General features: G+C 63.2%; 17 protein-coding genes, 1 tRNA gene and 2 pseudogenes. 7 read left to right on the top strand and 13 right to left on the bottom strand.

The window, feature by feature from the left end; translation table 11 throughout:
• Positions 1-37: 37 nt before the first annotated feature.
• The 4 genes from G6N82_RS09615 to G6N82_RS09600 form a co-directional block, all read right to left on the bottom strand.
• Positions 38-862 (bottom strand): DUF2059 domain-containing protein, encoded by an 825-nt coding sequence (locus tag G6N82_RS09615; RefSeq protein WP_165195945.1) that lies wholly within the window; start codon positions 860-862, stop codon positions 38-40.
• A gap of 24 nt (positions 863-886) precedes the next feature.
• Positions 887-2,290: a phosphomannomutase/phosphoglucomutase gene (locus G6N82_RS09610; RefSeq protein ID WP_165195943.1), complete on the bottom strand. Its 1,404-nt coding sequence runs from the start codon at positions 2,288-2,290 to the stop codon at positions 887-889.
• Positions 2,291-2,352: 62 nt separating this feature from the next.
• Positions 2,353-2,655, bottom strand: coding sequence for a J domain-containing protein (locus G6N82_RS09605; protein WP_346773727.1), 303 nt, complete (start codon positions 2,653-2,655; stop codon positions 2,353-2,355).
• Positions 2,656-2,659: 4 nt separating this feature from the next.
• Entirely contained in the window at positions 2,660-3,469 is an 810-nt protein-coding gene (locus tag G6N82_RS09600) for a division plane positioning ATPase MipZ (protein ID WP_165195941.1), read from the bottom strand.
• An 86-nt stretch (positions 3,470-3,555) separates the two neighbouring features.
• Here G6N82_RS09600 and panC point away from each other — a divergent pair, with 86 nt between their 5' ends.
• Positions 3,556-4,410, top strand: coding sequence for a pantoate--beta-alanine ligase (panC, locus tag G6N82_RS09595; RefSeq protein WP_165195939.1), 855 nt, complete (start codon positions 3,556-3,558; stop codon positions 4,408-4,410).
• 109 nt (positions 4,411-4,519) lie between these two features.
• Positions 4,520-5,290, top strand: a complete 771-nt coding sequence (locus G6N82_RS09590; protein ID WP_165195937.1) for a LuxR family transcriptional regulator — start codon at positions 4,520-4,522, stop codon at positions 5,288-5,290.
• Positions 5,291-5,572: 282 nt separating this feature from the next.
• Here the strand turns inward: G6N82_RS09590 and G6N82_RS09585 are convergent.
• Positions 5,573-5,646, bottom strand: a tRNA-Gly gene (locus tag G6N82_RS09585).
• Positions 5,647-5,802: 156 nt separating this feature from the next.
• Here G6N82_RS09585 and cysD point away from each other — a divergent pair.
• Genes cysD through G6N82_RS09570 form a run of 3 tightly spaced genes read left to right on the top strand, consistent with a single transcriptional unit; the run spans position 5,803 to position 9,364 of the window.
• Positions 5,803-6,705 (top strand): sulfate adenylyltransferase subunit CysD, encoded by a 903-nt coding sequence (gene cysD / locus G6N82_RS09580; protein ID WP_165195935.1) that lies wholly within the window; start codon positions 5,803-5,805, stop codon positions 6,703-6,705.
• Positions 6,705-8,612: a sulfate adenylyltransferase subunit CysN gene (cysN, locus tag G6N82_RS09575; protein WP_165195933.1), complete on the top strand. Its 1,908-nt coding sequence runs from the start codon at positions 6,705-6,707 to the stop codon at positions 8,610-8,612. The genes cysD and cysN overlap by 1 nt, the downstream gene beginning before the upstream one ends.
• The gene (locus G6N82_RS09570) at positions 8,609-9,364 is read left to right on the top strand and encodes a 3'(2'),5'-bisphosphate nucleotidase CysQ (RefSeq protein WP_165195931.1); all 756 of its coding nucleotides are present in this window, start codon (positions 8,609-8,611) and stop codon (positions 9,362-9,364) included. Before cysN ends, G6N82_RS09570 begins: the two co-directional genes overlap by 4 nt.
• Positions 9,365-9,376: 12 nt before the next feature.
• On the opposite strand, the gene G6N82_RS09565 is transcribed toward G6N82_RS09570, so the two are convergent.
• The 6 genes from G6N82_RS09565 to pepN form a co-directional block, all read right to left on the bottom strand.
• A complete protein-coding gene (locus tag G6N82_RS09565; RefSeq protein ID WP_165195929.1) occupies positions 9,377-9,913 on the bottom strand; it encodes an adenine phosphoribosyltransferase in 537 nt (178 codons plus the stop codon).
• Positions 9,914-9,988: 75 nt separating this feature from the next.
• Positions 9,989-10,822 carry a cytochrome c1 gene (locus tag G6N82_RS09560; RefSeq protein WP_165195927.1) on the bottom strand — a complete coding sequence of 278 codons (834 nt, stop codon included), beginning with the start codon at positions 10,820-10,822 and terminating at the stop codon, positions 9,989-9,991.
• A 34-nt stretch (positions 10,823-10,856) separates the two neighbouring features.
• Entirely contained in the window at positions 10,857-12,167 is a 1,311-nt protein-coding gene (locus G6N82_RS09555; RefSeq protein ID WP_165195925.1) for a cytochrome b/b6, read from the bottom strand.
• Positions 12,168-12,184: 17 nt separating this feature from the next.
• The gene (gene petA / locus G6N82_RS09550) at positions 12,185-12,718 is read right to left on the bottom strand and encodes a ubiquinol-cytochrome c reductase iron-sulfur subunit (protein ID WP_165198135.1); all 534 of its coding nucleotides are present in this window, start codon (positions 12,716-12,718) and stop codon (positions 12,185-12,187) included.
• Positions 12,719-12,993: 275 nt separating this feature from the next.
• Positions 12,994-13,743, bottom strand: a complete 750-nt coding sequence (gene pgeF / locus G6N82_RS09545; RefSeq protein WP_165195923.1) for a peptidoglycan editing factor PgeF — start codon at positions 13,741-13,743, stop codon at positions 12,994-12,996.
• A complete protein-coding gene (gene pepN, locus G6N82_RS09540; protein WP_165195921.1) occupies positions 13,736-16,366 on the bottom strand; it encodes an aminopeptidase N in 2,631 nt (876 codons plus the stop codon). Before pepN ends, pgeF begins: the two co-directional genes overlap by 8 nt.
• Before the next feature lie 255 nt (positions 16,367-16,621).
• On the opposite strand from pepN, the pseudogene G6N82_RS09535 reads away from it, so the two are divergent.
• Positions 16,622-17,641 (top strand): annotated as a pseudogene (locus G6N82_RS09535) (M48 family metallopeptidase); the annotation flags it as partial.
• A gap of 123 nt (positions 17,642-17,764) precedes the next feature.
• Positions 17,765-18,559: an SDR family oxidoreductase gene (locus G6N82_RS09530; protein WP_165198133.1), complete on the top strand. Its 795-nt coding sequence runs from the start codon at positions 17,765-17,767 to the stop codon at positions 18,557-18,559.
• On the opposite strand, the gene G6N82_RS09525 is transcribed toward G6N82_RS09530, so the two are convergent.
• Together G6N82_RS09525 and G6N82_RS09520 are read right to left on the bottom strand one after the other, a co-directional pair.
• On the bottom strand, positions 18,556-19,479 hold the full coding sequence (locus tag G6N82_RS09525; protein ID WP_165195919.1) for a DMT family transporter: 924 nt from the start codon (positions 19,477-19,479) through the stop codon (positions 18,556-18,558). The genes G6N82_RS09530 and G6N82_RS09525 overlap by 4 nt on opposite strands.
• A pseudogene (locus G6N82_RS09520) lies at positions 19,476-20,472 on the bottom strand (beta-eliminating lyase-related protein). Before G6N82_RS09520 ends, G6N82_RS09525 begins: the two are co-directional and overlap by 4 nt.
• Between the last annotated feature and the right edge of the window lie 136 nt (positions 20,473-20,608).

Below are 20,608 nucleotides of genomic sequence, written 5' to 3'. Positions count from 1 at the left end.
TCAAGGCACCTGCGTCAATCGCAACAGTGTGCCGCGCTCACTCGTCAAGCGGCGTGTCGTCGGGGCCCGTTTCGGACATGAGGACTCGCCGAAAGGCGGCTTCGGCCATGGCTTCTGCGATCTGTTGCTGGTCAAAGCCGGTTATCGTTTCAATCCGCTTACGCTCAGCCATGCTGAGATCGCCGTAGCTGCGCGGCGCAGGCAGGTCAGCAGTCGCCGCCTTCATCTTTCGCTCGATTTCGCCGAACGAAGCCATCATCTGCGGCATGGCTTCGAGGCTTGCGCCAAGGATGCGCGGATCGCTCGACATGGTGAAGCTCTTGCGCGCAAAGGCGAGTCCGGACGGCGTCGAAAAGAAGGCATCGATATCGACCAGTTCAGCTTCGTCGAAATGGACTGCATAGGCCTGTATCATCGCCTTGCGCATGGTTGGCTCAAGCACTTCCATCATGGTCTGCATGATCTGCGGCAGCAGTGCGGCTTCGCGCTTGCGCCGTTCTTCCCCCGCCGGATCAAGGATTGTCGCCAGCACCGCCAGGTCCGCGTCCGAGACATCGAGATCGCCGCGCCCGACGCCAAGCTGGCGCGCGACATCCGAACCGGGATCGGACGCGACCGCTTCCATGATAGGATTCATGATCCGCTCGAACATCCCACCCATCGTTTCACCCAGGGTGCCGGGCGGGATCATCTTTTCGATCACCGAAGTCGCCAGCGGCAAACGTGCCTCCTGTTCGGCGGTTAGCGGTTCCGCCTGGAACATCCGCGCCAGCGCATTCGCATCTGACTGCGCGGCCGCCGGAACGGGTAGCGCCAATGCGGCCGGGGCAAGCGCAAGCAGCGCACTCTTCATCATCTTCATATCTTCGACCCTCCCAAATGACGCCTAATGGCCCACGCTTTCGCCGCGTTCGAGGCCGGACAGCAAGAGCTGCTCGTCGATCTGGGCGAGCAAGCGCTCCAGCCCCTCAGGCGTATCGCTTTCCGCGCGCGCCACCAGCACATCCTGCGTGTTCGAAGCGCGCAGCAGCCACCAACCGTCAGCGGTGGTAACGCGCACCCCGTCGGTGGTGTCGGCCACGGCATCGCTCGCCGCGATCCGCCCGGCAATCTCTTCGATCGCGGCAAACTTGCGGCTCTCATCGACCTGGAAGCGCAGCTCTGGCGTGTTGAGCATCGCGGGCATTTCGCCGCGCAGCTCTGTGACCGATTTGCCCAGTCTTGCGCTGGCGGCGATCAGCCGCACACCGGCAAAGAGCGCATCGTCGAAGCCGTAATAGCTGTCAGCAAAGAACACATGCCCGCTCATTTCGCCTGCCAGCGGCGAGGAAACTTCCTTCATTTTGGACTTGATCAGCGAGTGCCCGGTCTTCCACATCAGCGGCTTTCCGCCCTGCGCCGCAACATGGTCGAACAGCGCACGGCTGGCCTTCACATCGGCGATAATCGTCGCGCCGGGACGCGATTTGAGCAGATCCTCGGCATAGATCATCAGCAGCTGGTCGCCCCACACCACGCGGCCTTCGCCGTCAATCGCGCCGATCCGGTCACCATCGCCGTCGAAAGCCACTCCGAAATCGAGCTTCTTCTCCGCGACGAGCGCCTTCAGGTCCGCCAGATTGGCTTCGACCGTGGGATCAGGATGATGATTGGGAAAATTGCCGTCGACTTGTGTGAAAAGCAAATGATGCTCGCCGGGCAGGCGCGCCGCGAGCTTCTCCAGCGCAGGCCCGGCGGCGCCATTGCCTGCGTCCCAGCCAACCTTGAGGTCCGCGAGAGCGCCGGTGTCGATCCCTGCCAGTCCCTGCAGCAGGCGCTCGACATACTGGTCAAGGATATCGGCGCGCTCGACAATTCCGGCACCGTGCGCCCATGCCCCGCGCTGCGCGATTTCACCGAGCCGCTGGATGTCCGCACCGAAGAACGGGCGCCCCTGGAATACCATCTTGAAGCCGTTGTAATTGGCGGGATTATGGCTGCCGGTTATCTGAATGCCGCCATCCACGTCTTCAGCTGAGGCTTCTGCGTAATAGAGCATCGGGGTCGGCCCCATGCCGATCCGCACAACATCGCAGCCGCTGGCGGTAAGACCTTCGACCAGCGCGTGTTCGAGCATGGGCGAACTGATCCGGCCGTCATAACCGACAGCCACCTTGCGCCCGCCAGCTTCGCGCAGCAGCGTCGCAAAGCTGCGCCCGATTGCCCGCGCATCATCCGGCCCGAGCGTTTCGCCGATAATCCCGCGAATGTCATATTCGCGCAGGACGGTGGAATGGAACTGATGACTCATGTGAAGGGACCTGAATGGTGTGGCGTATGGCAGGATCCCTTAGCCGATGGCGCGACTTTATGTCACTGTTGTGGCGGAATTTCCGGTGGTAGCGCGGCCAGCAGCAGATCACGCGCCGCATTCGCTTCATGCACCTGCTCGTTGGTGCCGCCGCGATCGGGATGGACGATCGCAACCAGCCGCTTGTGCGCCTCGACGATCTGCTGGCGGGTGGCGCCGGCGCTCACCCCCAACAGCTGGCGCGCACGTTCCAGCGCGCGTTCGCGGGTAGAGCTCCCGCGCAGATATTCCCAGGGCCAGCGCCCGAACACCATCTTGCACGCAAGACATGCCAGCCCGACCAGCAGGAGCAGGCGCAACAGCATCGCGTCAGGCCAGTTCGAGCCGCGGCTGCGGCGGGATGAATTCGGGCAAGGCGAGCGACCTGACCAGTTCGCGCAGCTCCTGCCGCGCCACCAGATGGCTGGTGCCCAGCTCGCCCAGGTGGCCCTTGTCGAGCAGCGTCAGGCCGGACGGGAACAATTCGCGATAGATCACGCGTTCGCTAAGGCCCTGCGCCACGCGAAAGCCGACCCGCTTGGAAAGCTCGGTCAGCGCCTGTTCGATACGCAACATGTTGCGCGCTTCGACATGGCCGGTGCGGTTGCGCACCACCACCCAGTCCATCTGGCGGCGCTGCTGTTCGATCGTCGCGCGGCTGCGCTTGAGCCGGGCTTCCCAGATCAGTTCGGCATAAAAACTCAGCCGCTTGACCTTGAAGGTTTCGCCTTCAACCTGGCCGATCAGGTCGAAATCGACGAAGCTGTCATTCATCGGCGTGACCAGCGTGTCGGCCTCGGTCGCGGCATGGCGGGCCAGGGGATCGTCACGCCCGGGCGTGTCAAACACGATATAGTCGGCCCCAGTGCCGATTTCAGCCACCAAGGCCTCAAGCCCTTCGACATCGCCTTCATAGACACGGAACTCCGCCGTCGGCAGCGCAATCTGGCGGCGAGCCGCCGTGTCAGCACGATTTTCAAGGTAGCGCGCCATGGTGCGTTGGCGCGGGTCGAGGTCGATCGCCGCCACGCGTGCACCGCGATAGGCAAGCGCAATCGCAATATGCACCGCGGTGGTGGACTTGCCGGTGCCGCCTTTTTCATTGGCGAAGACAATCCGGTGCGGATGGCTGGCGGACATGGACGACTTGCCTTTCGATTCGCTTGTATCGCGCGCGCAATGGGCGCTAGGAGACTTGTGATTTCAATATCGGAGGGGTTGCCGAGGTGCAAACCGCCACGACGCTCGACATGTTGAGAAATGCCTTGGCCGACCTGCGTTCGGCGGGTGGCACAGTGGGGCTGGTGCCGACCATGGGCGCGCTCCACGAAGGGCATTTGACCTTGGTCCGAGAGGCGCGGGCGCAATGTGACCATGTGGTCGCGTCGATCTTCATCAATCCCACCCAATTCGGGCCGAATGAGGATCTCGACGCCTACCCGCGCCAGCTGGCCGAAGACTCGGCCATGCTAGAGGCGGAAGGCGTCGCGCTGCTGTGGGCACCCACAGTAGAGGCGATGTATCCGGCCGGCTTCGCCACTTCGATCACCGTCAGCGGCGTAAGCGAAGGCTTCTGCGGCGCGGCACGGCCTGGCCATTTCGATGGTGTCGCCACGGTCGTGTGCAAGCTGTTCAACCAGGTCATGCCCGACAAGGCCTTTTTCGGTGAGAAGGATTTCCAGCAATTGGCGGTGATCCGCGCCATGGCGCGCGATCTTGATCTGACCCGCCCGCATGTGCGCGATATCGTTGGCGTACCGACCGTGCGCGAAGCTGACGGGCTGGCGATGTCGAGCCGCAACCGCTACCTTTCGCCTGCGAACCGCGCCGCTGCCGCTGCGCTGCCGCGCGCGATGCAATCCGCAATTGCGCAGATCGAAGGCGGTTGTGACGTTGCGACTGCGCTCGCGGCGCTTGAAGCGGAGCTGCTCGAAGCCGGCTTTGCTTCGATCGACTACGCGGCACTGGCCGACGCGCAATCCTTGACACAGCTGGCCAGGCTGGAAGGTAAGCCATCACGACTTTTGGTGGCCGCCCGGATCGGCGGGACGCGGCTGATAGACAATATGGCGGTCGGTTAAGCCTGTTTTCCCAAGCGTGCCTAAGCCCTTTGGTTAAGCGGCTGTTTGGAAATTGGAAAGGATGCCGTCTAAAGCTTCCTTCAGGGGGACCGCGCTAAAGCGAGTCGATATGGCGCAAGATCGGATGGAATATTGGGATGCAATGGCGCTGATCGCGCATGCCCATACACTCGTCTCCTTTCGCCGTGCGATCCATGAGGCGTTGAAGGCAATCCGCTTCGGCGGCGTCTATTTCCTGGCGCCGGTTGTGGCGGACCGCCGGGTGGGCCGCGTGTTCTGGAATGTCGGTTTCCCCAGGGAGTGGGAAGCGGCCTATCGCGAAAAAGGGCGCTGGGAAGACCCGCTACCCAATCTCTCGCTCAATCGCGGCAATGCGTTCCGTTGGTCAGATGCCGCCAGGATAGCCACGCTCGACGAGCGGGGAGCAGACTATTTGGACAGGCTGCACCAAGCCGGGATGGGAGAAGGCGTCGCCGTGCATTGTACGGGCCCCTATGCCCGTTCAGGCTTTGTCGGGGTTGGCCTGCCGCAGGATCCGGCTTCGCTGGATGACGCGATGGTACGGCAGGTGCAGGTTGCCGCGCAATTGTGTTTCCACCGCTATTGCGAGCTGGTCGGAGCATTCAAGGAAGATGTGCCCGACTTGTCGCAACGCGAGCTCGACGTGATCCGCTGGATCGGCGAAGGCAAAAGCAACGCTGTCATCGCGGAAATCCTCGGCATCTCCAAGAACTCGGTCGACAGTTACGTCAAACGTATCTTCGCCAAGCTTGATGTGTCTGACCGCACCGCTGCCGCGGTGCGCGCCGTATCACTGGGTTTGATCGCGCCCGGCAAGCATTTCCGCGAGGCCGCGCATCGGCCCCGCTGGCTGACATGAGTCAGGCCTAGCGCTGACACCCAGTTGAGGGACAAGCCAAATGTGGCCGCCGCTGTTACGGCGAATCACGAAAGAGTTGGAGAGAGAGCCTTTCGGGTTTTATGCCGGGTGCAGCCATACAATTGGCGCATCCGGCATTTTCGTTTCCGGACGGCTGAAAGGCTGGAGCGGGTAGCGGGGAAGCACCGCTGAACGAGCGCAGCGAGGACGAAGCGAAGCTGAACGAGCGGAGCGAGGACAATCGAACCCGCACCAAAGGCTGTATTCTGAGAGCTGGAAGGCTGGAGCGGGTAGCGGGAATCGAACCCGCATAACTAGCTTGGAAGGCTAGGGCTTTACCACTAAGCTATACCCGCCCGCTCGATAGGACGCGGGCAATTGCCACGGTTGCAGGGGATTCGTCAACTGTCTGGAGACGCCGCATCTAATGCGCCTGCAAGCAATTCTATATTCTCCGTGGCGCAGCGAACCCCTAGGTCGCGGGTCCTGACAGACGACGCAAGCGATCATCAATGACCAACCTGACCCATCTCCAGCGGCTCGAAGCTGAAAGCATCCATATCATGCGCGAGGTTGTGGCCGAAGCAAGCAACCCCGTGATGCTTTATTCGGTGGGCAAGGACAGCTCGGTCATGCTGCACCTCGCGCGCAAGGCATTCTACCCTGCACCTCCACCCTTCCCGATGCTGCATGTAGCGAGCGGATGGGACTTCCAGGATTTGCTCGCGCATCGTGACAAGACCGTCGCGGCGTATGGCCTCAAACTGATCGTCGCGGAAAACGAAGAGGCCGAAGCGCAGGGGATCAACCCCTTCGACACCGGCAGCGCGCTTTATTCGCAGGCACAATTGACTGAACCGCTCAAGCGCGCGCTGAGCGAACACGGCTTCGATGCGGCCTTTGGCGGCGGGCGGCGCGACGAGGAAAAGGCGCGCGCGAAAGAACGTGTGTTCAGCTTTCGCAATGCCGCGCACCGGTGGGACCCGAAGAACCAGCGGCCCGAGCTGTGGAACCTCTACAACGCCAAGAAGAAGGACGGCGAAAGCATTCGCGTGTTCCCGCTCTCCAACTGGACCGAGCTCGACATCTGGCAATATATCCTGGCCGAGAAGATCGACATCGTACCACTCTATTACGCGGCGCGGCGACCGACCGTAGTGCGCGACGGCACGCTGCTGGTGGTCGATGACGAACGCTTCCGATCCGAACAGGGCGAAGTCGCGGTCGAACGCACCGTCCGCTTCCGCACGCTCGGCTGCTACCCGCTGACCGGCGCGGTCGAAAGCGAGGCGACCGAGTTGACCGATATCATCCAGGAAATGCTGCTCGCCACCGGTTCGGAGCGACAGGGCCGCGCGATCGACAAGGGCGAAAGCGCCTCGATGGAAGCGAAGAAGCAGGAGGGGTATTTCTGATGACGGAGATTTATCGCCCCGACACGCTGATCGCGGATGACATCGCCGCCTATCTCGATGCGCAGCAGCACAAGGAAATGCTGCGCTTCATCACCTGCGGCAGCGTCGATGACGGCAAGAGCACGCTGATCGGGCGCCTGCTGTACGATTCCAAGATGATCTTCGAAGACCAGCTGGCTGCGCTGGAAAGCGACAGCAAGCGCCATGGCACCCAGGGCGAGGAGATCGATTTCGCGCTGCTGGTCGATGGCCTCGCGGCGGAGCGCGAACAGGGCATCACGATCGACGTCGCCTATCGCTTCTTCGCGACCGAGAAACGCAAATTCATCGTCGCCGACACCCCGGGGCACGAGCAATACACGCGCAACATGGTGACCGGCGCTTCGACCGCCGACCTCGCGGTGATCCTGGTCGATGCACGCAAGGGCGTGCTGGAGCAGACGCGGCGGCACAGCTTCCTGGTGCACCTGCTGGGCATCCGGCAGCTAGTGCTGGCGGTCAACAAGATGGACCTGGTCGGCTACGACCAGGCTGTGTTCGACAAGATCGTGGCCGATTACGCCGCTTTCGCTGAAGAGATCGGTGTCGAGGAGTTCACCGCGATACCCATCTCGGGCTTCAAGGGCGACAATATCACGCAGGCCCCTTCGGCCAACACAAGCTGGTATTCTGGCCCCAGCCTGATCGGCCATCTCGAGACAGTCGAGCTGGCCAATGCCCGCGCGCAGGAGCGCGCTTTCCGGATGCCGGTGCAGTGGGTCAATCGCCCCAACTTGGACTTCCGCGGTTTCACCGGATTGATTGCCGGCGGCACGGTGAAGCCGGGCGATCCGGTGCGGATCGTGCCATCGGGCAAGACCAGTACGATTAAGAGCATTGTCACCTTCGATGGCGAGCTTGACGAAGCGGTGGCCGGGCAATCGGTCACGCTGACGCTGGCAGACGAGGTCGATTGCAGCCGCGGCGACGTGATCGCAGCGGCGGGCGATCCGCCCGAGGCTTCGGACCAGTTCGAAGCCACTATCGTGTGGATGGACGAAGAAGCGATGAAGCCAGGCCGCGGTTACTGGCTGAAGCTGGGCACGCAAACCGTCACCGCCAATGTCCAGCCCCCCAAATACGAGATCTGCGTCAACACCTTCGAACACCTTGCAGCCAAGACGCTCGATCTCAACGCGATTGGCGTCGCCGAGCTGCGCACTGACCGGGCGATTGCCTTTGAACCCTATGCCAGGAGCCGCCAGCTCGGTGGCTTCATCCTGATCGACAAATTCACCAATGCCACTGTCGCGGCGGGCATGATCCATTTCAGCCTGCGCCGCGCGCAGAACGTGCACTGGCAACCGACTGAGATTACACGCGAGGATCATGCGGCGCTGAAGAACCAGAAGCCGCGCGTGCTGTGGTTCACCGGGCTGTCGGGCTCTGGCAAGTCGACCATCGCCAATGAGGTGGAGAAGCGGCTGAACCTCATGAACCGCCACACTTTCCTGCTCGATGGCGACAATATCCGCCATGGCCTCAACCGCGACCTCGGCTTTACCGAGGCCGACCGGATCGAGAATATCCGCCGGATCGGTGAAGTCGCCAAGCTGATGGCGGATGCCGGGCTGATCGTGCTGACCGCGTTTATCAGCCCGTTCCGCGCCGAACGGCAGATGGTCCGTCAGATGCTGCCCGAAGGCGAGTTCATCGAGATTTTTGTCGATACACCGCTGAGCGTCGCCGAAGCGCGCGACGTAAAGGGCCTCTACAAGAAGGCACGCGCGGGCGAGCTCAAGAACTTTACCGGGATCGACAGCCCGTATGAAGAGCCGGAGACCGCGGAGATCCGGGTCAACACGGTCGACATGACGCCGGCGGAAGCTGCCGAATACATTATCGAACAGATCCTGCCGCTCAAATGACGGTGCCCGATCTTTCTGCAGACGCACGGCTTGCCGCGCAGCTCGCCGTGGAAGCCGGGCGCATCCTGCTCGATGTGCGCGCTTCGGGGCAGTTCGAAGGCAAGGCGCTGGGCAAGGAGGGGGATCGCCGGGCCAACGCATTCCTGTGCGAAGCGCTGCGCCATGAGCGCCCCGAAGACGGGCTGCTGTCCGAAGAGGAAAAGGACAATCCGGCACGGCTGGCGCGCGAACGGGTATGGATCGTCGATCCGGTCGACGGCACCCGCGAATATGGCGAAGCGCGCAGCGACTGGGCGGTGCATGTCGGGCTGGCGATCAAGGGGGTCGCGACGCTGGGTGCTGTGGCCTTGCCGGGACTCGATGGCGGGGTGGTGCTGCGTTCCGACCAGCCGCTGCCGCTGGCAGATGCGGCTGCTGTCCCGCGGCTCGTCGTCAGCCGCACTCGGCCTGCGAAGGAAGCGGTGGCCGTAGCAGACGCGATCGGCGGCGAGCTGGTGGACATGGGCAGCGCGGGCGCCAAGGCCATGGCGGTGGTGCGCGGCGAAGCGGAAATCTATCTCCATTCAGGCGGACAGTATGAGTGGGACAATTGCGCCCCGGTCGCCGTGGCGCAGGCGCACGGCCTGCATTGCAGCCGGATCGACGGATCCCCGCTGACCTACAACAATGCCGACACCTACCTGCCCGATTTGCTGATCTGCCGCCCCGAATGGGCCGAGAGAGTTCTGGAGGAAGTGCGCAAGCTGGGCTGACCCGGCCAGCGCCTAATCGCCTTCGAATTCCATCAGCGCGCTCACCTCGATACTGGCGTCGCGCAGCCGGGCCGCCCCGCCAAGATCCGGCAAGTCGATCACGAACAGCGCGTCATCCACCGTTGCCCCCGCCTGGCGCAGCAATTGCGCAGCAGCAAGCGCGGTGCCGCCGGTCGCAATCAGATCGTCGACGATCACCACGGTCTGACCGTGCGCGATCGCACTCGGATCGATCTCGAGCCGGTCGGTGCCGTATTCGAGCGCATAATCGATGCCGAGCACATCGACCGGCAGCTTGCCCGGCTTGCGCACGGGGACGAAGCCCAGTTCTAGCTCGACTGCCACCGCTGCGCCAAAGATGAAACCGCGCGCCTCCATGCCCGCAATCGCTTCCGCGCCCAGCGCCTTGGCCCGCTCGGCCAGCAGCCGGACGGTGGCGGCCAGGCCCAGTGGATGGCTGATCAGCGTGGTGATGTCGCGGAACTGGATCCCCGGCTGCGGAAAATCCGGCACGGTGCGGATCAAGCCCTTCAATTCGTCAGGCGTCATGCATTCCCCCAAATCGAAAACGCCCCACCATCGCGAAGATGGCGGGGCGCTTCAAGCATCGCTTGTGTGCGATGATCAGTCTTTCTTGCGCGGCTTCACCGAAGCCCAGATCTGCTTCTTAGACAGATAGGCCAGGATGGTAGCGAACAGCAGGAAGCCGAGCACTGGCCAGCCGGTCTGCTTGCGCTTTACCAGCGAAGGCTCGGCGGTCCAGGTGAGGAAAGCCGACACGTCTTCCGACATCTGGCTTACCGTCGCTTGAGTGCCATCGGCATAGGTGACCTGGCCGTCAGAAATCAGCGGAGCCGGCATCGAAAGGTTCACATTGGGGAAGTAGGGATTGAAGTAGAGCCCGGCGGGCACTTCGAAATCCGGGTTCGCGGCCAGCAGCTCGGGATCGGGCTCCTGGTAACCGGTCAGCAGCGAATAGACGTAGTTCGATCCGTCCTTGCGCGCCTTGGTGATCAGCGAAAGATCCGGCGGATGGCCCGCGCCGAAATAGGGCACTGCCGGGAAGTTGTCGGTCGGCAGGCCTGGGCGGGTTTCCACCTCGGCGGTCGCCTTGCTGTAGACCGGGATGTTGAAGGTGGCAGCTTCCGCCTTCACCTCGGCTTCGTTGTAGCCCAGCTCTGCCAAATTGCGGAACGCGACATACTGGATCGAGTGGCAAGCCGCGCACACTTCCTTGTACACCTGGTAGCCGCGCTGCAGCTGCTGCACGTCCCACTTGCCGAAGGGGCCATCAAAGCTGAAGCCGCCCTCAGGGCCATGCGCCTTCTGCTTGAAGGCATAGTAGGCAGGCTTTTCAGCCGGGACCGTGAAATAGTTGATCGCCCCGGGGATGAACGACCACAGGGTGACGACGGCGAAGAAGAACAGGCCGACTGCGATTGCACCGATACGGATCATGGTTCGTGTCTCTCTTTATCCAGTCGTCCGGGACTTACTCGGCCGGCTGCGCCGCCGGAGCGCCCGCGCCATCCTTTGCCAACACCGCTTCGGTAATCGAATAGGGCAGCGGCTCGGTCTTCTCGATCGAGCTGATGATGGGCAGGATCACCAGGAAGTGGAGGAAGTAATATGCGGTCGCGATCTGGCTGAGCATCACATAAGGCTCTTCAGCCGGGGCGCCGCCGCAAATGAACAGAACGATCATCGCGGGGATCAGGCCGAACCAGAAGAACTTGCGGAAGGTCGGGCGATAGTGGCCCGAGCGCACCGGGCTCTTGTCGAGCCAGGGCAGGATGAACCACAGCAGGATCGATCCGAACATCGCGATCACGCCCAGCAGCTTCGCCTCGATCAGCACCACACCGGTGAACGGAATGGTGAGGTCACCGGTGAAAGCGCGCAGGATCGCGTAGAACGGCCAGAAATACCATTCAGGCACGATGTGCGCCGGGGTCGAAAGCGGGTTCGCTTCGATATAGTTATCCGGGTGGCCCAGCGCGTTGGGCAGGAAGAACACCATCGTCGCGAAGAACAGCAGGATCACGCCCAGCCCGAACCCGTCCTTGGCGGTGTAATAGGGGTGGAACGGCACAGTGTCGCTTTCGCTCTTCACTTCCACACCGGTGGGGTTCGACGAACCCGGGATGTGCAGCGCCCAGATGTGCAGGATCACCACGCCGGCGATCACGAAGGGCAGCAGGAAGTGCAGGCTGAAGAAGCGGTTCAGCGCGGCATTGTCAGGCGCAAAGCCGCCCAGGATCCACACCTGGATGCTTTCACCCACCAGCGGGATAGCGCCGAACAGGCCGGTGATCACCTGCGCGCCCCAGAAGCTCATCTGGCCCCACGGCAGCACATAACCCATGAAGGCGGTCGCCATCATCAGCAGGAAGATCACGACGCCGAGCAGCCAGATCATCTCGCGCGGGGCCTTGTATGAAGAGTAGAAGAAGCCGCGGAAGATATGCAGGTAGACGACGATGAAGAAGAAGCTGGCGCCGTTGGCATGCGCATAGCGCATCATCCAGCCCCAGTTGACGTTGCGCATGATGTGCTCGACCGTCTGGAACGCAACCAGCTGGTTGGCGGCATAATGCATCGCCAGCACTACGCCGGTAACGATCTGGAGCACCAGGAAGAAGCCGGCGAGCACGCCGAAATTCCACATGTAGTTGAGGTTGCGCGGCACCGGATATCCGGCACCCACGGCATTGTAGACCAGGCGGGGGAGCGGCAGCCGCTCATCCAGCCACTTGGTAAAGCCGTTCTGCGGTTCGTACTGGCGTGCCCAGGCAAAGCTCATCGCAAATCTCTCAGCTGTCAGCCGACGCGGATAACGCTGTCGGAGGTGAATTCGTAATCGGGAACGACAAGGTTCTTCGGCGCAGGTCCCTTGCGGATGCGCGCGGCCGTATCATAGTGCGAACCGTGGCAGGGGCAGAAATAGCCGCCGAATTCGCCCTTGTCCTCACCTTCTGCGGCGCCCAGCGGTACGCAGCCCAGGTGGGTACAGACGCCCATGGTGACCAGCATGTCCTCATGGCCTTCCTTGGTCCGGTCAGCGAGTGTCTCCGGATCGCGCAGGCCACCCACGTCAACGGCGTTCGCTTCCTGAATCTCGGCCGGTGTCAAACGGCGCACGAACAGCGGCTGCTTGCGGAATTCTGCCTTGATCGCCTGCCCCGGCTCGATCGCGGAAACATCGACCTCGGTCGTGCTTGCGGCAAGAACGTCTTTCGACGGTGCCATCTGGCTGACCAGCGGCAACAGCGTAACCACGCCGCCCACGCCAGCCGCGCTCACCGCAGCGATGTGAATAAAGTCGCGCCGCCGGACCCCGTCTTCGCCCGCCATTGCGGCGGCATCGGGTGTCACGGTGCCAGTCGTATCAGCCATCAGCCTTTACCCTGCTAATCTTGTCCGGCCGCGAATGCCCCCGGACGCTGTCGGAACATTACCTCTCGATCGAACTCTCGCTGGGGCGATTCGTTTCCCGAAAGGCGTCTGACGCTTCCACCCGGCAAGCGGGCTGCGCCTATTTGGCGGCGCTGATAGACGCAAAGTCAGGCCCTGCCAACCGTGTTTTGGGCACCAATCGTTCGGTTTCATGCAAGCCTGTGGACGGATGATCAGCGGAGCGCGATCAGGCTGAGTTGCCGTCCGTAATTGGGCGCACCCTGATGCGTTGCGCGGCGATAGGAATAGAAGCGGCTTTCCAGCGCATAAGTATCGAGCGCCAGGTCCTCGACCTGGCCGATCCCCGCATGTTGCAAGCGCGCTGCGACATAGGCGGGCAGATCGAATTGCCAGTGACCGGCGCGGCCCGGTGCGAAATGGCGCGCATCCTTGGGCGCAAATTGCGAACGGAACCCTTCATCCACTTCATAGCTAGCCTGGGCTATGGTGGGCCCGATCGCGGCGACAATCCGCGCCCGCCGGGCGCCCAGTGCTTCCATCGCGGCGACGGTATTCTCGAGCACGCCGCCATGCGCCCCGCGCCAGCCGGCATGGGCGGCGCCGATCACGCCTGCCTCGGCATCGGCAAACAGCACCGGCGCGCAATCGGCCGTGACGACGCCCAGCACCAGCCCTGGCGTGGCGCTTACAAGCGCGTCCGCCGTGGGCCGACCCGTCGCGGTGTCATCCCATGCTGCCGTGACGTGCAAGACATCGGGCGAATGGACCTGGTGCGGCATGACCAGCGCCCCACCGGGCAGGATCGCTTCAGCCGCCGCCGCGCGGGCCGCATGGAGTGCGGCTTCTTCGCCCTCGCCGCCATAGCCGAACTGGTGCGCTGCGCCGGAATGGCCGAAGAAGCCATGCGGCACGCCCTCCAGCGTATCGGCCAGGGTAATGTCGAAGGCGGAGGCGTCAGCCATCGAGGCTGCGGCTGACCTGCTCGAACGTATCGCGTGACAGCTTTGCCTTGCTCAGCCGTTCAAGCTCGCCCTTCATCAGCGCCGCGCGCACGGGCTCGATCCTGCGCCAGCGGCCCAGTGCCGGCACGAACCGTGCGGCGGTCTGCGGGTTGATCGGGTCAAGCTCGAGGATCAGGTCGGCCAGCAGGCGATAGCCCTCGCCGCTTGCCGCATGGAATGCCGGCGGGTTGCCTGCCAGCGCCATATAGAGCGAACGCACGCGGTTGGGGTTCTTGAGCGTGAAGTCAGGATGGGCGGCAAGCGCCTTGATATGCTCCAGCACTTGCGGGTGCAGCGACAGCGCCTGCAGCGTAAACCACTTGTCGATCACCAGCGCATTGCCCTGATAACGGTCATAGAACGCGGCCAGCCTTTCCTCGCGCGCCGGATGCTCCAGCCCGGCGAGCACCATCAGCGCGCCCTGCCGGTCGGTCATGTTGTCCGCCGCATCATATTGCGCACCGGCAAGCTCGGCTGCCTGCGCGGGGTCGCTTGCTGCCAGATAGGCCAGCGCCTGGGTCTTGACCTTGCGCGCGCCGCGGGCACCGTCGCCATTGTAAGGCACCTGCGCCGCACGGGAATACAAAGCGTGCAGCTCGCCCGCCAGCTCGCGGCCCAGCAGGGCCTTGAGGCCTTCGCGCTCGCGGTGGATCGCCGCCGGGTCGGCCTGGTCGAGCTGCTCCATCAGGTAAGTCTGGCTGGGCAGCATCATCAGTTCGCCGCGCATCGCATCGTCGAGGGCCACGTCGGTCACGACCGCGCCCAGCGCGCTGACGATCGCCGCTTCGCCAGTCGCCCGGTCGGCATCACCCAGGGTGCCGCCCGCTGCGGCAACCAGGTGGCCCACCATCAATTCCTGCATCGCTTCATAGCGCGCAAAAGAATCGTCATCATGCGCGGCCAGCAGCTTGAGGTCTTCGAGCGACGCCGCCCGCTCGATCATCACCGGCGCCGTAAAGCCGCGGTTGACCGAGAGCACCGGCGCAGCGTCAAATCCGTCGAAGGTGAAGCTCTGCTCCGCCTGATCGAGCACGATCAGTTCTTCACCGCGATGCTGGCCAGTGGCGCGATCGAGCAGCGCGATCCTGAGCGGGATCACCATCGGCTGCTTGTCCGGCTGGCCGGGGGTGGGCGGAACCATTTGCGTGAGCGTCAGCGTGACCGTGTGGCCTTCATGCGCCATTGCCACCTTCACGCGCGGCGTGCCGGCCTGGCGGTACCACAGGCGGAACTGGCTTAGGTCGAGCCCGGCGCCTTCCTCGATAGCGCAGACGAAATCCTCGCAGGTCGCCGCTTCGCCATCATGCCGCTCGAAATAGATATCGGTGCCCTTGCGGAATCGCTCCGGCCCGCAAATCGAGCGCATCATGCGGATGACTTCGGCGCCCTTGTTGTAGACCGTGGCGGTGTAGAAGTTCGAGATCTCGCGATAGCTGTCCGGCCGGATCGGATGCGCCAGCGGCCCCGAATCCTCGGGGAATTGCGCCGCACGCAGGATCCGCACATCCTCGATCCGCTTGACCGCTTCACCCTGCATGTCCTGGCTGAACAGCTGGTCGCGCAGCACGGTGAAGCCTTCCTTCAGGGACAGCTGGAACCAGTCGCGGCAGGTTACACGGTTGCCCGACCAGTTGTGGAAGTATTCGTGTGCGATCACCCCTTCGACCGCGTCGAAATCGGCATCGGTCGCGGTGTCGGGGTCAGCCAGCACGTATTTGGTGTTGAAGACGTTGAGCCCCTTGTTCTCCATCGCCCCCATGTTGAAATCGCTGACCGCGACGATGTTGTAGAGATCGAGATCGTATTCGCGGCCGAACACCTCCTCGTCCCACTTCATCGACTTCTTGAGCGATTCCACGGCGTGGTCGGTGCGCGCCAGGTCTTCCTCGCGCACCCAAACGTTCAGCTCCACCTCGCGCCCGCTCATGGTGGTGAAGGTGGCGGAATTGGCGACAAGGTCCCCTGCCACCAGCGCAAAGAGATAGCTCGGCTTGGGCCAGGGGTCATGCCATTCGGCCCAATGCGTTCCATCCGGATTGTCGCCTTGGGCCAGTTTGTTGCCGTTACACAGCAGGATCGGGAACTGCTCTTTCAACCCGCTCATCCGCACCCGATAGGTGCTGAGCACGTCAGGCCGGTCGGGGAAATAGGTGATGCGGCGGAACCCCTCGGCCTCGCACTGGGTGCAGAGCATGCCATTCGAGGCATAAAGCCCTTCGAGCTGGGTATTGGCCGAAGGATCGATTTCGGTCGCGATCTCGATCTCATGCGCGTCGCCGGAAAGCGGCAGGATCAGGTCGCCTTCATCTTGGGACCAGTCATTGCGCACCTCGCCATCGACCTTGACGGAAAGGATCTGCTGCCCGTCGCCGTCCAGCCGGATCGCGGTCGCAGGATCGGCCTTGGCATTGCGCGCGACGGTAAGTTTGGAGACCACCCGCGTCGCCTCCAACGCAAGGTCGAACTGCAGCTCGATCTGAGGCACCAGCCAGGGAAAAGGCTTGTAATCCTCGCGCCGGATCACCGGCGGCTCGTGCGGGGTAACGGCGGCGTCCGCCATCTCTGTGTTGCGTTGGATATCCATGCCAGCCGATGTAGGCGCAAATCGCCGCGCGTCCAGCCTGCACGCTCGCCGATCCGCAAATGCCTTTGGCAGACTGCTACATCAGCGCCGATTGACTTTGGCGGCAACGAGCGACAGCTTCGCCTCAAAACGGGCGCAAGGGAGCGGAAATGGCTTTGATTGATATGCTGGCGGTCGCCGGCACCGGGTTCGACGTCGAAGCAGCGACACGCGCTTATCTCGACACACTGCAAGGGCCGGCCCGTGCGCAGTCCGATGCCTATTTCGAAGGGGGGCTACTGGCTGCCATTGTGGGGCACGCTGATCGGCGTTCTGGCCGATGGCCTGCTGTTGAAATTCCGCCTGTCCGCCAAATTCAGGGAAATCGGCGAGCGCGTGTTCAAGCGCGCCTTCGGCATCACCTGGCTCACCGCGCTGTTCTACAGCCTGGTCGGCTGGGTCATCACCCTGCCCTGGACGATCTACACCGGCTTCTTCCGCGAAAAGAGTTACGGCTTGCTGGACCAGGCTTTCGGGGCATGGGCGGGCGAACAGGCTATCGAGCTTGCCATTTCGCTCGCGATAATGCCGTTGCTCATCGCGGCGATCTATGCCCTGATCCGGCGGGCGCCGCGAAGCTGGTGGCTGTGGGGCAGCGGCGTCATCGGGGTGTTCCTGATGATCGGCATCGTGCTGATGCCGCTGTTCATCTCGCCGCTGTTCAACACCTATACCGAGATGGAGCAAGGCCCGCTGCGCGACAAGATCGAAGCGGTTGCGGCCAAATACGATATTCCGGCCGAGCACATTTACGTGTTCGACCAGTCGAAACAGCACAAGCGCATCTCTGCCAATGTCTCCGGCCTTGGCCCGACTATCCGCATTTCGCTCAACGACAATCTGCTCGAACGCACCAGCGAGCCCGAGATACTGGCGGTGATGGGCCACGAAATGGGGCACTACAAGCTGAACCACGTGTGGTGGCTGGTGGGCATCATGATGGCGCTGCTCGGGCTGGGACTGTTCCTGACCAGCCGCATCGCACCCGGCCTGATCGCAAAATACGGCGAACGATGGGGCGTGCGCGACATTGCCGACCCAGCCTCCATGCCGGTGCTGGGCATTTGCCTGGCAGTCTATATGCTGGTCATGAGCCCGGCCTTCGACACGCTGATCCGGATCAATGAAAGCCAGGCCGATGCGTTCGGGCTTGAAGCTGCGCGCGAACCCGATGGTTTTGCCAAGGTGGCGATGCGCCTGAGCGAATATCGCAAGATCGAACCCGGTCCGATCGAGGAATTCCTGTTCTTCGACCATCCCAGCGGCGCAACCCGCGTGCGCATGGCGATGGAGTGGAAGGCCAAGAACGTCGAAGACCCGCAGATTGTGGTGCCCGAGCCGGGCTATCTCGACGCGGGAATGACCCGGCTGCTAATCTTCGGCCTGGGGTACACGGCCAGCCGCATCGCGGCCGCACTCAAATCGCGCGGGTGGCAGGTCGACGCGACCGGCAGCGCGGGCAATCTCGATTTTGCCGATGAACAGGCGGTACGTGCGGCGCTTGGCGCAGCTAGCCATGTGCTTTCTTCGGTCCCGCCGGATCGCACGAGCGGCAGCGATCCGGTGCTGGACCGCTATGGCAACGCCTTGGCAGGCCACTGGCTCGGCTACCTTTCCTCGACCGGGGTCTATGGCGACCAGCAGGGAGCCTGGGTCGATGAGAGCACGCCCACGGTAGCCGAAACAGGAGCGGGCCGGCGCAATGCCCGGGCCGAAGCCGATGCGGCATGGTTCAAACTGGGTGCGCGGGTGTTCCGCCTGCCCGGTATCTACGGGCCGGGTCGCAGCGCGCTCGACCGGGTGCGCGAAGGCCGCGCGAACCGGATCGACATCCCGGGCCAGGTCTTCAGCCGCGTGCATGTGGACGATATCGTGGCGGGCGTTGTCGCGGCGATCGAAGGTGATGCGCCCGCAGGCGCTTACAATCTAGGCGATGACTTGCCGGCCAGCGGCAATGCGGTCACCGAAGAAGCCTGCCGATTGCTGGGTATGGAACCGCCACCAATGCAGACGCTTGAGGAAGCGAACCTCAGCGCAATGGCGCGCGGATTTTATGCAGAGAACCGCCGCGTCGCAAACGGCAAGGCGAGGCGGATATTGGGCTGGGAGCTGAAATATCCCACCTATGTCGAAGGACTGGCAAGCCTGCTTTAGCTCTCGCGCGCGACCTGCCGCGCACGCAGCGCCACGACCAGCCCGATCATCGACAGGACTGCACCGCAGACCGACAGTGCAGTCCAGCGATACCCTTCGAACATGGTCGAAATCGCCATGGCGATCACCACCACCAGCACGCCGTTATAGGCCGCCCGCCCCGCCCCCAGCTTGCGCACGAGATCGTAATAGAGCGGGAAGGTCACCACCGAACCGGCGATCGCCAGCCAGGCCGTGCCAAGCCAATAGGCCTGCGACGTAGGCACCACCGGCGGCCCTTCGAAGAACCATGCCAACCCGCCATCGATCAGTGTGCCGTAGAGCATCGACCATGCCAGCAGCGTTACCAGCGGCACGGACTTGCCGGTTGGTCCGGCCTGGATCACATTGGCGATCGAAGCAGCGACCATCGCGATCAGCGCCAGCCCCGTACCCAGCGCGACATTCCCACCCAGTGGCGCCACGCGCGCTTCGTTGAGCAGCAGCAAGCCGATCCCGCCGAGCGCAATCGCGCTGCCAAGCATGAAGCGCCGGGTAATCGGCTCGCCCAGCAGCATCCGCCCGAGGATGGCATTGGGCACCAGCATCATGCCGATCAACAGCGCGACGATGCCCGACGTCAGGTGGAATTCGGACATGTAGACGAACACGTAATTGCCGCAGAACTGGAACAGTCCCATCGCCAGGGCGAGGAGATGTGCCGGACGCGGCATCGCCAGTGGATAGCGTAGCACCAGCGCCAGCGCGAACATCGCGGGGGTCGCCATGGCGAAGCGCCAGGTGACCGACCACAAGGCCGGCGCCGCGGCAATCTGGGTAGTGATGACGAACCAGGTCGACCCCCAGATCAACGCGACCAGCAGGAACGGGATCGCAATGTTGGGCCGCAGCAGCGCGTGCGGCGCGGGAGCATCGCTCATAAGGCGGCGATCGCCTTTGCCATTGCCATCGCGTGCTCTTGCGGGGTGTTCCACGCCGTCACGAAGCGCGCGGCCTCTTCGCCCCAGTCGTAAAACTCGAACCCCTGTGCGCGCAGGGCATAGCGCTCTTCCTCGGCCAGCCGCACGAACAGCTCGTTGGCTTCGACCGGATGCATCAGCCGCTCCCCCGCACGCCGCGGCAATCTCTGCCGCTGCGGCATTGGCGGCGCGGGCATTTTCCAGCCACAGATCGCCTTCAAGCATGGCGAGGATCTGAGCCGCCTGGTATCGGCCCTTGCATTGCAGGTGCCCGGCGCGCTTGCGACGGTATTTGACGAGATCCGCCTTCGCTAGGTCGAACAGCACCAGCGCCTCCGCACTCATCCCGCCATTCTTGATGCAGCCAAAAGCCAGCGTATCGCAGGGGCCGACTGCGTCTGCCGCCGATCCGCCGAGGAAGGCCACGGCATTGGCGAAGCGCGCGCCGTCCATGTGCAAGCCCAGCTTGCGCTGGCGCGCGAACGCACCCAGCGCAGCCAGCTCTTCGGGGCGGTAGCTGCGGCCATATTCGCTCGCCTGGGTGATCGAGATCGCATGCGGTTGCACCTGATGCACATCGGGCCGGATCGGATCGATCACCGCCGCGATGTCTTGCGGGGTCAGCTTCGCGCCCTTCCCCTGTGCCAGCATCAGCTTGGCGCCGTGCAGGTAGAAACCCGGCGCGCCGCCTTCGTCGACTTCGATATGCGCTTCCTCATGGCACACGACGCCGCCATGCGGCTGCACCATGGTCGCCAGTGCCAGGCAATTGGCTGCCGTGCCGGTTGCGATCCAGATCGCCGCACATTCGCGCCCGAACAGCGCAGAAAAACGCGCGTCGAGCTCCGCACTGAGCCGGTCGCCATCATAGGGCAGATCGGGCTGGTCAGCCGCTCGCATCGCCTCCCACAGCGCAGGGTGCACCGTTGCGGCATTGTCAGACAGGAAGGGCATGCGCAGGCTCATTGCGCGACAGCCTGTAAAGCGCGTTGCGGCCAGATCAAGTGCGGCATGGAAACTGGCGGGGCAGGATTCGACTTTGCCGTTGCTTTGATGTTACTTCTCGAATTCTTGGGTTTCTGAGAGAGGG

This window comes from Altererythrobacter sp. BO-6 (genome assembly GCF_011047315.1).
Classification (GTDB): Bacteria; Pseudomonadota; Alphaproteobacteria; order Sphingomonadales; family Sphingomonadaceae; genus Erythrobacter.
The sequence above is the reverse complement of the archived record's forward strand: the minus strand, read 5'-3'. Positions and strand labels throughout refer to the sequence as shown.